This window comes from Agrobacterium sp. lyk4-40-TYG-31 (genome assembly GCF_030209855.1).
In the GTDB taxonomy this organism is placed as follows: Bacteria; Pseudomonadota; Alphaproteobacteria; order Rhizobiales; family Rhizobiaceae; genus Agrobacterium; species Agrobacterium vaccinii.
This window is the reverse complement of record NZ_JARVRE010000019.1, coordinates 164,046-176,959: the sequence shown is the minus strand read 5'-3', so window position 1 is coordinate 176,959 and position 12,914 is coordinate 164,046. Positions and strand designations below refer to the sequence as shown.

The 12,914-nt window shown below is 59.0% G+C and carries 9 protein-coding genes; 7 read left to right on the top strand and 2 right to left on the bottom strand.

The annotated features are described in order from the left end of the window. The first annotated feature begins 9 nt into the window (after positions 1 to 9). From tssG to QRN55_RS23270, 7 genes are all read left to right on the top strand, one after another. Positions 10 to 1,014 carry a type VI secretion system baseplate subunit TssG gene (gene tssG / locus QRN55_RS23300; RefSeq protein ID WP_284778469.1) on the top strand — a complete coding sequence of 335 codons (1,005 nt, stop codon included), beginning with the start codon at positions 10 to 12 and terminating at the stop codon, positions 1,012 to 1,014. A 10-nt stretch (positions 1,015 to 1,024) separates the two neighbouring features. Next, a complete protein-coding gene (locus QRN55_RS23295; protein ID WP_284778468.1) occupies positions 1,025 to 2,218 on the top strand; it encodes an FHA domain-containing protein in 1,194 nt (397 codons plus the stop codon). Continuing rightward, entirely contained in the window at positions 2,208 to 3,548 is a 1,341-nt protein-coding gene (gene tssK, locus QRN55_RS23290) for a type VI secretion system baseplate subunit TssK (RefSeq protein WP_111841471.1), read from the top strand. The genes QRN55_RS23295 and tssK overlap by 11 nt, the downstream gene beginning before the upstream one ends. Continuing rightward, positions 3,545 to 5,059 carry a type VI secretion system protein TssL, long form gene (gene tssL / locus QRN55_RS23285; protein ID WP_284778467.1) on the top strand — a complete coding sequence of 505 codons (1,515 nt, stop codon included), beginning with the start codon at positions 3,545 to 3,547 and terminating at the stop codon, positions 5,057 to 5,059. Before tssK ends, tssL begins: the two co-directional genes overlap by 4 nt. Then, positions 5,056 to 8,547 carry a type VI secretion system membrane subunit TssM gene (gene tssM, locus QRN55_RS23280; RefSeq protein ID WP_284778466.1) on the top strand — a complete coding sequence of 1,164 codons (3,492 nt, stop codon included), beginning with the start codon at positions 5,056 to 5,058 and terminating at the stop codon, positions 8,545 to 8,547. The genes tssL and tssM overlap by 4 nt, the downstream gene beginning before the upstream one ends. Positions 8,548 to 8,628: 81 nt before the next feature. Further along, entirely contained in the window at positions 8,629 to 10,053 is a 1,425-nt protein-coding gene (gene tagF / locus QRN55_RS23275) for a type VI secretion system-associated protein TagF (RefSeq protein ID WP_284778465.1), read from the top strand. Next, on the top strand, positions 10,043 to 10,912 hold the full coding sequence (locus QRN55_RS23270) for a protein kinase domain-containing protein (protein ID WP_284778464.1): 870 nt from the start codon (positions 10,043 to 10,045) through the stop codon (positions 10,910 to 10,912). The genes tagF and QRN55_RS23270 overlap by 11 nt, the downstream gene beginning before the upstream one ends. Before the next feature lie 40 nt (positions 10,913 to 10,952). Here the strand turns inward: QRN55_RS23270 and QRN55_RS23265 are convergent, their stop codons facing one another. Together QRN55_RS23265 and QRN55_RS23260 are read right to left on the bottom strand one after the other, a co-directional pair. After that, positions 10,953 to 12,089: a polysaccharide biosynthesis/export family protein gene (locus tag QRN55_RS23265; RefSeq protein ID WP_284778463.1), complete on the bottom strand. Its 1,137-nt coding sequence runs from the start codon at positions 12,087 to 12,089 to the stop codon at positions 10,953 to 10,955. Positions 12,090 to 12,254: 165 nt separating this feature from the next. After that, entirely contained in the window at positions 12,255 to 12,887 is a 633-nt protein-coding gene (locus QRN55_RS23260; protein WP_284778462.1) for a hypothetical protein, read from the bottom strand. Between the last annotated feature and the right edge of the window lie 27 nt (positions 12,888 to 12,914).

The window sequence follows — 12,914 nt, the reverse complement described above, 5'->3', positions numbered from 1 at the left end:
GAGTTCGCGATGCAGCAAGCGGCAAACGACATCAGAGAAAAACAGACGGCGCGGCTGGCAAGCGATCCGGGCAGCTTCGACCCGGCAACCGCGTTTCGCGTAGCCCAGCACCTTGCTCTCGAAGACGAACTGACGGTTGGCTCCCACAATGGCGCACGCCCGACACCCGTCGTCATTGGCGGCTTCCGCAGCAAGAACGGCAAGGCGGAGCTGCGGTCGGCCTTCGCTCCCATTATCGGACCACTCGGTTCCTTGCCGCCGAGTTATTCGGAATTGCAGCAGCGGGAAGAGCGCAATCGCTCGAAGGCGCTGACGAGTTTCTTTAATCTCTTTGCAGCCCGGTTTAGCGAGCTGTTCGTTTCAGCCACCGAGAAATACCGGCTGGCACGGGGTTTGCGCTGGGCACGCAACCACCAGGATAACGCCTTCCGCAAGACGCTGCTGTCGCTCACGGGCTTCGGCACCGCTGGCCTGAGCGAAAAAGTCGGCGTCAAACAGGACGTGCTTTTGCGCTTCAGCGGTCTGCTCGCCAATCGCAACCGCAACGCCACGGCGTTGACGTCGATGCTGTGTGAATTCACCGGTCTCGATGTCGAGGTCGAGCAGTTCCGCAGGCGATGGGTGCCGTTGCCGGTGCATGAACAGAGCCAGTTTGGCCAAGGCGGAGGCTTGCGGTTGGGACAGAATGTCACCGCCGGAAGCGCAATCGAGGATTTCAGCGGCAGCTTCCGCATCGTCATAGGCCCCGTCGGTTATGCGGATTATCTGGCGCTGACGCCGGGCTCGAAGCGTCTTGCGGAAATTTTCGCCGTTGCGCGGCTCTTCGCTGGCAGCGGTTTCGACTTCGACGTTCAGGTGATCCTGAGAAAAGAGGACATTCCCTTCTGCCAGCTCGGCGCAACAGAAGCACCGGCACGGCTGGGCTGGAACAGCTGGGCGCGACTGGCGCCAGCGCAAAAAGACAGTACCGACGCAATCGTGACCGAGCGCGAAGGCTCGGCACTTTCAGCGTGAGGATGGAACGATGAAACTTGTTCTGAAAGAAAAGACATCTTCTGGCGGCGCAAAGCCTGCACAATGGAGTTTCGAGCAAGGCAGCCGCACCATCGGTCGTTCGACGGACTGCGACTGGCAGATCGCCGATGACGCACGTCGCGTCTCCAAACTGCACTGTACCTTGAGTTACGACCGCGAAGGCTTCTTCATTACTGACCGCAGCGCGAACGGTACGCAGGTGGATGGGCGTCTTTTGCTAGAAGGCGAGACCGCCCGACTTGCCGACGGATCACAGATCGGCATCGGCGCGCAGACATTCGACGTTGTTATCAGCGGAGAGGCCGAAATGGATTTCGGCGATCCTGACCGCTCGTTGAGAGTGAGCGACGAGCACATGACGATTTCGGCCATTCTTTCGGATATCGCCCCCAATGGTCGCTCCGCACGGGGAGTGATTGCCGGAGGAGTGACCCAGGATGACTGGGCAGACGCAGCGCCCAGCCTGACCGGTAAAAAAGCCAAGTCCATTTCCCGCAATGTCGAGGTTGGTTGGAACGCGCCGCCCTCCACTGCCGGTGTCGGTGCCGTGCTGCCCAATGACTGGAACGAAGAACCGGTTGAAAGTAGCAAGCACGAACATACCGACGCCATGAACATTCCCGTGCTCGTTTCCCGCCCCGCAAAAAAACCGCCGGTGGAAGACTTCGATGCCGTTTTCATGGATGCGGAAGAGCCTGACGACATCGAACAGAAAGCCGCTGTCGCGCCTGTGGCGAGCGACCCAGTCGATGACCTCCTGCTTCAGTTGGAAAAGGAAAGCGCCGAATGTCTCGCGGTCCTCGATATCGATCCGGCATCCATCGGTGCTGAACCGCACGATGCGTCGGCCCGAGCGCGACTGGAGGCGCTCATTCGCCAGCAACGTTTGCTCGCGTCTTCTCTGGAAAACTTGATCCAGACCTGCACGCAAAAGCTTGAGCCGAGACTGTTGGAGGCAAGAGCGGATGCGCAAAACGACTGGCGTGACAAGCTGGCGCGCAAGGAGTGGCGGTCTGTCATCGCCAGAACGGACTACTGGTCCACCTTCAAACAGCAATTCGAGGACGAGGGCCGACAATTATCGGTCCGGCAGTTTTTGCAACGCGCAGCACAGGGCGAGGCTGCGCCCGACGATGCGCTTCAAACAAATATCAAGGGGGTAAGCAACCAAGATGAGGCATGAAAACCGCGTCGCATGGAGCGAGGGCATGTTCCTTCGCGTTCAACATTTTCAACAATCGGACCGCTGGACGGAGCGTTTGGTGCGCAACACCACACGCAATCTCTCGCCCTACCCCTGGGGCGTGGCGGAAATCGGTATAGACCGCAGCGCGCTCGCCATTGGTCAGTTCGCCTTGTCCAACCTGCGGGGCATCCTGCCGGATGGCACGCCGTTCGAAGCGCCCGAAGATTCCGACCTGCCGCCGCCGCTCGACCTCGATGAAGGTGTCAAGAATGCCATTGTCTACCTCGCGCTGCCCGCACGGCAGCCCGGCAAGGCGGACATGTCCAGCGGCACGAAGGCAGATACCAACAGCGTGCGTGTCGTCGCCACGACCTACGAGGCATCGGATGCCAATGTCGACACGGACTTCGTCGCCCCCATCGATGTCGGGCGGCTCAGCCTGAAATTCCTGAAGACGGGCGATGATCTTTCAGGCTATGACCTGATCGGGCTGGCGCGGATCATAGAGGTTCGGTCGGATCGCGCCGTCATTCTCGATCCTGATTTCATTCCGCCTTCTCTCAACTGCGCGGCCTCATCGCGGTTGAGCGAATTGCTTACCGAATTGCTCGGCATTGTCCGGCACCGGGCGCAGGCAATCTCCGAGCGGATCGGCGATCCGACTATTCGCGGAACCGCGGAGGTGGGCGACTATTTCCTGCTGCAAATCCTCAACAGGGCGGACCCGCTGCTGGCACATCTTTCGGCGAATGCCACCCGGTTTCACCCCATCCGTTTTTATGAGGACTGCATTCAGCTTGCCGGTGAACTCGCTACGTTCACCACCGACAAGAAGCGCGCCACGGACTTCCCGCCCTATCGCCACGATGATTTGAAGGCGAGCTTTGCGGCGGTGTTCGATGATCTGCGCACATCGCTTTCGGCTGTGCTGGAACAGGCGGCGGTGGCAATCGAACTCGTGGAGCGCAGGCACGGCGTGCGTGTCGGCACCATCCACGACCGTACCTTGCTGCGCGATGCGGGTTTCGTGCTGGCCGTGCGGGCAGACATGTCCGCCGAAGACATCAGACGCAAACTCCCGGCCCAGATCAAGGTCGGGCCTGTGGAGCGTATTTCCGAACTCGTCAACGTGGCACTCCCCGGCATTCCGGTGCGTTCGCTGCCGGTACTGCCACGTCAGTTACCCTACCGTTCGGGCACGATCTATTTCGAAATCGATACCAAGACACCTCTTTGGAAGCAGCTCGAAACCTCCGGCGCTATTGCGCTGCATCTCGCTGGTGAATTCCCCGGTCTCGAGATGGAAATGTGGGCATTACGCGAATGAGCAATGACACGCCCTCCTCCTGGCAGGACCTTCCAACGGTGGTCGAGATCACCGACGAAAGTCGTCGCAGAAACCAGAACGCCCGCAACATGGCGGCCATCCTCGATGACATCGTCGATGGCGACGACGCACCCAAGCGTGCGACGCAAGGCGATAGCGCGTTGCCGATAGATGCGCTTCTCGCGAACTTTCGCTTTGGTGGAGAGGAAGTTCCGACGCTGGTGCAATCGGCAGCGCCGCTGCTCAACCTTGCCCATGTGCTGCGTTTTTCCGATGCTCAGCCGGACCCGGACCACCTTCGCCGCGCTTGCATGGAGGCGATCACCCGATACGAGCGGGATCTGGCGTCAGCACGCATCAGCCCCGAACGGGCAAGGGCGGCGCATTACGCCGTGTGCGCGACCGTTGACGACGTTATCCTGAGCAAGCCGTGGGGCGTGCGCGAGGGCTGGGCCCGGTCCGGCCTGGTATCCACATTTCATAATGACGTCACCGGCGGTGACCGGTTCTTCGATATTCTTGACCATTTCCACCAATCTCCCGGCACCAACAAAGACCTGTTGCTGCTGATCTATCTTTGCCTGTCACTGGCTTTCGAAGGGCGAACACGGGTTTCCGCCAAGGGCGCTCTGGAGCTGTCGCGCATTCGCGACAGTCTCTATAAGACACTGATCGGCCAGTACGGCGTTTTCGAACGTGAATTGTCACCCCACTGGCAGGGCGTGGAGGCGCGTCACACTCCGCTTCGCACCATGGCAGCCTTGTGGACGCTGCTGTCTCTGATCGCGCTTGCCTTCGCCTTCGGCTATCTGTTTTTCACGCTGACATTGAACAGCGCGTCGGATGCAACATTCGAAAAGCTGGCCTCGCTGCCTCCTACGGACACACCCAGTGTCTTGATCGCAGCAGCACCGGAGCCACCCCAGGAAGTCGTGACGAAACCGGAAGAGCCCGTGATCCCCGAGCAGCCGCCAAAAATTGTCGAGATGAAACCGACAAGGCTGGATAACCTCATGGCGTTTCTGCAGCCAGAGGTGCAGCGCAATCTGGTCACGCTCGCCAACGTCAACGGGCGCCTGCGCGTGCGTATCAACAACTCCGGTCTCTTCAATGTCGGAAGCGCGGATGTCAGCCCGCAATTCCGCGATCTGATCCAGCGCATCGGCGGTGCGCTTGCGGCGGACAAGTTCCGTGCCGTGGTCATCGGCTATACCGATAATGTGCCGATCAAGACCGTCCAGTTTCCGTCCAACTGGCACCTGTCCGAGGCCCGCGCAAAAGCCGTTGGCGATCTCCTGTCCAACTATACCGGCCCGGATGCAATCCTAACCGAGGGACGTGCGGACAGCGACCCCATTGCCGACAACAATACGGCAGAGGGCCGCGAGAAGAACCGTAGAACCGAGATCATGGTGCTGACCAATCCTGGCGAAAAACTCAGCGAGGCGGGCATTCTCTCGCCAGCCGTCACAACGACAAACGGACAGCAACCAGGAGAGACCCAGCAATGAACCCGCTGAGTTATTTTTATACGATCCGGTCCTATGTCGATAGCTACGCGTCGATCATCGGCAGGCGCTTCATCTCGCTGTTGTGGGCCGTGGCACTGTGCGTCGTCATCTGGTTTTACGGCTATCTCGTCAGCTTCGGCGCGTTCAAACCCTTCGATACGACACAGGAACGTCTGATCGCGATTGGCATCATCCTGCTGATCTGGGTGATCTACATTGCCGTTACCCTATTTCGCGCCCGTAAGCAGGACAAGGAACTGGTCGATAGCATCGAACAGGAGGCGCTGGGCAACCGGCAGGCCGAAGTCGGGGAAATCCAGACCCGGCTTAAGGAAGCGCTGGCGCTGCTGCGGCGTATCACCAAGAAGCGGTTCGGTTATATTTACGACCTGCCCTGGTACGTCATCTTCGGCGCTCCCGGTTCGGGCAAAACCACGGCACTGACGAATTCCGGGCTGCAATTTCCGCTCGGCGATGCACTCGGTGAAACTGCCGTGAAAGGCATCGGCGGCACGCGCAACTGCAATTGGTGGTTCACGGATGAGGCGATCCTCATCGACACTGCTGGCCGATACACCACGCAGGACGATCTCGACGGCTCGTCAAAAGCTGGTTGGGAAGGCTTTCTCAATCTGCTGCGCCGTTATCGCCGGTCCCAACCCATCAACGGCGCGCTGGTCACGCTATCCATCCCCGATCTTCTCAGCCGCGACCCTGAAGAGCAGCGGCAGGAACTGCGCTCCGTGCGCCAGCGCATGGCGGAGCTGGACGAATATCTCCACGCTCGCGTTCCAGTCTACGTGGTGCTGACCAAGGCCGATCTTCTGGATGGATTCGTCGAATTCTTCGATGGCTTCAACAAGACCGATCGCCATCAGGTCTGGGGAACGACGTTCAAACTGGATGAGAGCTATGCGGCGAAGGACCTGCCGCAGCGCTTTCTCGAAGAGTTCGAGCTGTTGCAGCAGCGTGTCGATGCGATGCTGATCGAGCGGCTTCAACAGGAGCAGAATGCGGAAATCCGTGGCCGCATCTTCCGTTTCCCCGCGGAACTGGCAAAGCTGAAGAACCGGCTGCACGAGGCTTTAAGCGAACTGTGCGCCAGCTCGCCGCTCATCGAGGCACCACTTTTGCGCGGTGTCTACCTTGCATCGGGAACGCAACCGGAGGCCGGAACAGCCGCACCTCGCGCCCGCCGCAGCTATTTCCTCGCACGCCTGTTCAAGGAGGTCATCTTTCCAGAAGCGGCGCTGGTCATGCGTGACAAGCGCCTTTCCGGCAGGCAGCTTCTGGTCCGACGCATTGCATATGGTCTATCCGCAGCCGTCGTCACTATCGTCTTCACCGGCTGGATTCTGACCTATTTCGCCAACACCCAGGCACTGGCCGAAGCCGACCGCAAGCTGAACGCCTATCAACAACTGGTGCAAGGCATCAATGTACGCGACGTGTCTGACGCAGACTTCCTGCGCATTCTCCCCGCACTCGACAACCTGCGCGACGTCAATGCGGGCTTCGATACGGACCGCGTGTGGAAGGTCGGATTCGGGCTTGATCAGGAAGAGAAGATCGCGGGACGCCAGCGTGATGCCTATCAACGCGCACTCAACGCGCTGCTTTTACCCCGCATGATCGTGCAATTGCAAAAACAGTTGCAAGACCAAAACGATGTTACGCGCACGTTCAACTCCCTCAAGCTTTACGGAATGCTGGGTGGGCTGGGAACGCTTGATCGTGATTTCCTGAAAGTGCAATCGCAGGATATGTTCGCCTCACTTTATCCCGGTGATGGCAGAGCAGCGGCAAGAGACGCCCTGAACCGGCACGCACAGGCGCTGTCCGACGGCTTGCTGGCACCGATCGAGCTCGATGCACGTCTGATTTCCAAGGCCCGTGATACCATCAAACAGCAGGCAGTCGGGGCCCGCGCCTATGACATTCTGGCGGGCTTGCCGCAAGCACGTGCACTGCCTGAATGGAGCCCCTCGGGTGCCTTCGGCCCCCTGGGCGAGCGGGCGGTGGAGCGTGAAAGCAAGGCGCCGATGGTGGACGGTATAGAAGGTCTGTTCACGGCCAACGGTTACCGCGCAGTCGTCATTCCGCAGGTTGCTTATGCGTCCCGTGTCGCGCTTTCGGAGGCGTGGGTGCGCGGGTCAGATGATGCTATTCGTGGCGCAACGGTCGAAAATGTGGCCCAGGCCGCCCTGCAAATCTACTTTGACCGCTTTGAAAAACGGTGGAACGAGGTTTTGACGGACGTCCGCATCAAGCCATCCCAAAGCCTTGGGGATGCGGTGGAAACGACACGTATTCTGGCCAATGACCGGAATCTCGTCATCGAAGCTGCAAAATCCATTGCCGATGCCACCGATCTTCGCCCGAATGCGGGCGACAGCCTGACGACGCTTGCCTCCACGGCAGATGGCGATAGCACTGCCGCGATCCTCTCGGCCACGGTCGATGCCGCCGATCCCTATGCCCGCCTGCGGGAAATGCTGGCAGCCAAGGGCCCGGGCTCTGGGCAACCGACAGAGAGTGCTTCGGGCAATGGTAGCAAGCAGGCGGGTTCGCCATCAGAGCAGTTGCTGGCAAACATCAAGGCTCTGCATGAACAACTGGCGCGCTCATCCACCACTTCGGACGAGGTCGCGCGCGTCTTCGATGTCGATAGCCAACTGACCAAGGCCAACCAAGATCTGCTGCAACAGGCCCGTCAGCTTCCGGCACCGCTTGACGTCTGGGTGGCCGGGCTTGCTGCAGATGTCGGTTCGCTTGCGGTCAAATCGGCGCGCGGCCGCATTGCCGATCTCTGGGCCGCGGAAGGGGCATCACTCTGCTCATCCATCGTTGCGGGCCGTTATCCTTTCGACCGCACCTCGACGCGTGATGTCGCCATGGCGGATTTCACGCGCCTGTTCGGGCCAACCGGAACATTCCAGACGTTTTTCAAACAGCGCATGGAGCCATTCGTCGATAAGACGGCAACGCCATGGGGCTGGAAGGGAACATTTGGGGCGACGGGAATGCCAAGCGACGCAATCGCCCAGTTTGAGAATGCTGACAAGATTTTCAGGGCTTTCTTCCCGAATGGCAGCGAGGTCCCTGCGGTCTCCATCAACGTCAAACCGGTCTCGCTCACCAACGAGTCGAGCGCCGTCATGCTCGAAATCGAAGGCGAACGCGTGGTTTACTACCACGGTCCGGTACAGGCAAAATCGATTACCTGGCCTTCGGAAAGCAACTCGGCGAACCTGTCACGCATCGCGTTTCAGCCCGGTGGCTGGCAACAGGCAAAAACCGAAAACGGTGATTGGTCGCCATTCCGCCTGTTCGACGATGCGAAAATCGAAAATCAGGCAGGAGATTTGTTGAGGGCGAGGTTCGAAAATAGCGGTCAGGTCGCTGAGTTCGACATCCAGTTCGGGTCAGTTCTCAACCCGTTCAAACTGGACGCCATCGCAAACTTCGCATGCCCGGCGCAGTTCTGAATTATGCGCTGGTTCAAAAAGAATACAGGAGGAGATCATGACCAAGCTGCAACCTCTCTACAACGCCGCCGTATCTGACTGATGGCCACGCCGGTTACCAAGCCCGTAAAAGCCGCAGTCGAAACCGACAGGATCGGCTTTTACGGGAAAATTCCAAGCCACGGAGATTTCATTTCCGAGGGTATGGACCGCGAACTCATCGCCTCGCTCGATGCGTGGATCCGTTCCGGCATGCACGCCTGCGCAGATGTTTTCGCGGGCCGCTGGGATTCCATCTTCACGACGTGCCCGCCCATGCGTTTCATCATCGAACGCGGGATCTGGGGGCGCAGCGCCTATGTCGGTGTTCTCCTGCCCAGCAAGGACCGCGTCGGGCGCAAATATCCACTCGTCATTCTGGCGCAGATGGTCGATTTCAGACAGCACCCCAGAACACTCTATCTTGATGATACATGGTTCATGGCAGCGGAAGCATTGGCCGAGACATCGATGACCCTCGATTTCGACATGGCCCGCTTCACCACATCCATCAAGCGCCTGCGCATGCCAAAGCCACGCGACGATGACGAGGATACAGGCTTCTCTAAACCATCGGCGCAACCAACGAGCCTTTGGTGGTACATCGATGCCACCAGCCGTCGCCCTCGTGGTTTCAAGTTCGAAGGCAAACCGGCGGCGGCGGACTTCGTGCGGTTATTCAAGGAAAAGACCAACGGCGAAGACGAAGCATCCGCCTCCCCGCAGCCCAAACCTGTCCCGAAACCGGTTGCCGCCGAACCCAAACCCGTCATCGCACCCGTTCGCGATTTGGCGCCCGAGCCAATAGCGAGCGCCCCAGCGTCTGTCATCTACAGCTACGCCACTCACCCCGGCACGCGGTTGACCGTCAACGCGGATGCGTTGTTTGTGTCTAAGGAGCCCGCACTTTTTGCCATAGCCGACGGCTTGGGGGACGCCGGAGCCGCCGTCGAGGCAGCGCGATTGACGACCAATGCGTTGAAAGACATGGACAATAGCGACCACGTCGACTTCCTGACGCAGGACATCAAGGGCAAACTCGGCACCGTCAACAGTCTGCTGCTATCTCGGCAGATACAAGAGGGAGCCATGAGGCCGATGGCGAGTGTCGTGGTCGCCTCCATCATCGGCACGACGCTGACGGTTTTGTGGTCAGGCGACGCGCGCGCCTGTCTGCTTCGCGATGGCACGATGCATCTTTTGTCTCGCGATCATGTCATCGTTGGCATGAAGAAACAGCTTTCGCAATGTGTCGGCCATTCGCAGCAATTCCGCCCAAGCGTGACGACGCAGGAGTGGGGCAAAGACGATCGCCTGCTGCTGTGCAGTTACCCACTGATGCAGGCACTCAAGGAACGGGTGATATCGGAAATTGTGCATGACACGCCCATTCCCGACTGCGCCAATGCCCTGATGCAGGAAGCATTGATCGAAAATGTTCGCGAAAACATCAGCGCCGTCGTGATCGGAAACCGCCTTGAACGGTGACGATGTCGAAAGCGAGGTCGCCCAGCGTTTCAGCGATCTCTGGCTTGCGATCCATAATTCGGAACGTCCGCAGGACCTGATCGACCGCATCCGTGACGCGCTCGACCGGAAAGCCGACACGCTGGCACGGCAGCAGCCGACGTTCATCGAGGGCAGCTTTACCGTCGTGAGCGTCGCCCACCAGACTGAAACCACCTTGATCCTCAAGGTTCGCCACCGCGATCTTGGCACGAGCTTTGCGATCAAGACAATGCCCGAAGACCAGCGAGGCGACGCGTCGCTCGAGCAACGCCTGCGCAGAGAGGCGGAAATCGGCATGGAGCTTCGCCACCCTTGTCTTCAAGAAGTCTCTGCTCTTCTGCGGTTGACGGACGGACGGCCCGGCTTGCTCCAGCCGTGGGCACCCATATCACTGGCATCGCGCCTCTCGGCAGAACCTCCATCTGCGGCTGATATCAAGCATCTGCTCAGACGCATGGTGCATGCCATTGCCGCTGTCCATGCCGCTGGCTATGTCCACTGCGATATCAGCCCAGCGAATATTTTGTTGTCGGCAGATACAATGAACTCGGCTCGGTTGAGTGACTTCGGCATTGCGTTGAGGATCGGCGAGCGGCATCAAGACATAGGTATGGAGGTGGCCGGCTCGCCGGATTATGCGGCACCAGAGCAGCTTTCGGATATGCCCGCCCATCAGTGCCACGATATCTACGCCCTGGGCAGGCTGACGCAACGTCTGATGGACGCTGGCGGTATCGATGATGACGAGACATTGACGCGATTTTCCAAGACTTGCGCAGATGAAGACGCTGCAAAGCGCCCGCAATCCGCCGGTGAAGCACTGCGCATTCTGCTGTAGGTCGTGGCAGGCACTTAACACCTGCCACATGCTCACCTGATTAGTTGGCGCTGCCCGGCTGAGGTGCAGCCGCAGTCGGTACGCTCTTCTGGAACACGGTCAACAGCTTGGCAGAATCCACCAGCGGCGCGTTGCTGGCATAGAGCACGTCGCCCTTCTGCATCTGGAACAACTGCATCAATGCGATGCTCGACGCATCGCGCATGTTGACGTGATAGATAACCGGCCGCATAGTCGTCGTCACAGCAACCGGGTCCTTGGTGATGGCCGTGGACTTCGAGGTTACCTGTACGACTTCGTTGCGGAAGACGTAGACATTGCGCGCATCGGCACGGTCGTCAAGCAACCCGCCCGCGCGGCCAACCGCCTGTGCCAGCGTCATATTGCCGGTTTCGAATTGGAATTCGCCCGCACTCTTGAAAGCGCCAAGAGCCGTAAAGCTTGAGGCATCGCCATCGATCATGATCTGGTCGTCGGGCGAAAGGCGAATGTTCTGGCGATCTTCGCGCATGATCCGGTCGAGCGAGGCCGAAGCGCGCTGCTGACCGCGAACCACGGTCACGCTTGCAGCACCCGGCGCAACCGTTGGACCGCCAGCCTGATTGATGGCGTCTAGCACACGCTCCTGCCGCGCCGTCAGGGCAATCTTGCCCGGCGTCTTGACAGCACCGCTCATCATTACCGCACTCGTCGGCTTGTCGACAACGGTCACGACCGCCTGCGGATTGACCGCAGAGCCCTTGAGGCCGGTCACTACTTGCGACTGCAAACCCTCTGGCGTGGAGTCGATAACCCGCTTCTTGCCAATGAAAGGAAGATTGACGCTGCCGCCCTGATCAACCGTGAAGCGTCCGAGATTGAGTGTCTTGCTTTGTGTGGACGAAAACAGGCCATCCTCGCCCGTATCCAGCACGGTAATGTCGATGACGTCGCCACGCCGCAGACGCTGCGAGTTATAACCCGTGTTGCGAAGCGCCGTCAGGCCAGGCCCAGTGGCACTGTCCATGATGGATGGGGAGGCGGAAGTGGTCGGAGCATTGGCCAGTTCGACCACGCGAATTTTCTCGTTAGTATTGGGAAGAGTGGCAGACCTGATATTGCCCGCAGTCGGCCCATCCGAAGGCTTTGCGCATCCACTCAACAAAGCCAACAGGAGAACCGTAACAGCCTTTTTCATTCCCATTCCCCAAGCAAGAATCACCTACACGCAGGAATAGCACCAAGACGTTAAGCTGCAATAACTTTGAAGCTGAAAATTGAAAAAGATGGCGAAGTTATGCCAACCAATGTGGCCGTTTGGCAACCAGTCACGTTACGTTATGAGGCCTAGCTGGAGGGTTCGCTACCGCAACAGCCCGTCGCCAACGAAGTCGTCCCAGCCGCGCAGCTTCGTTGCGCCCTGATCAGCACCCGCATCGGATGAAGACTTTGTCTTATCTCGCTTTTTGAGAGAGCGCGTCAACTTCGCTTTCATGGCGGATTTCCGCCTGTTTTCCGCGGCCATGGCAACATCGTCTTCCCGCCATTCATCGACGAGGCCACGGTCCAGAATGTCAGCAACCTTCGCCGGATCGAAAACATGAAAGGTTATCGCCCGTGCTCGCCCTCTAAGCTTCACCGTGCGAGTTCCAGCAGACGGCAGACGACCGTCCTCCAGCCAGCGACGGCGTTCCGTCGTCGTAATTGTGAGTATGTCTTCGATCTCACGCGGTATAATGGGAAGCCTTACAATGTCGGCGAGAATATCCGTGACGGTAACAGATGCAGCGCGAAAGACCGCTCTGGATTTACCGGGCATCGCCAGGGTGAGGACATTCGCTTCCTGTTCGAGCGATTTTCGAACTGCTAACGGAAGACGAGCCCTCACCTCTTGCACTATGCCCTTTATGCGCACGACGGAACCAAAGGTTGCGGACGTGTCCAGCGACCACGTTTTGATCAGTTCTAGGCTATCGGCGTTAGTCTTGTTTGCCATGACGATATAAATGGATATCCCATCTCA

Coding starts and splice junctions, on each gene's coding strand:
- QRN55_RS23265 (WP_284778463.1), bottom strand. CDS start 12,089: ATGAAAAAGGCTGTTACGGTTCTCCTGTTGGCTTTGTTGAGTGGATGC.
- tssG (WP_284778469.1), top strand. CDS start 10: ATGCAGCAAGCGGCAAACGACATCAGAGAAAAACAGACGGCGCGGCTG.
- tagF (WP_284778465.1), top strand. CDS start 8,629: ATGGCCACGCCGGTTACCAAGCCCGTAAAAGCCGCAGTCGAAACCGAC.
- tssK (WP_111841471.1), top strand. CDS start 2,208: ATGAGGCATGAAAACCGCGTCGCATGGAGCGAGGGCATGTTCCTTCGC.
- QRN55_RS23295 (WP_284778468.1), top strand. CDS start 1,025: ATGAAACTTGTTCTGAAAGAAAAGACATCTTCTGGCGGCGCAAAGCCT.
- tssL (WP_284778467.1), top strand. CDS start 3,545: ATGAGCAATGACACGCCCTCCTCCTGGCAGGACCTTCCAACGGTGGTC.
- tssM (WP_284778466.1), top strand. CDS start 5,056: ATGAACCCGCTGAGTTATTTTTATACGATCCGGTCCTATGTCGATAGC.
- QRN55_RS23260 (WP_284778462.1), bottom strand. CDS start 12,887: ATGGCAAACAAGACTAACGCCGATAGCCTAGAACTGATCAAAACGTGG.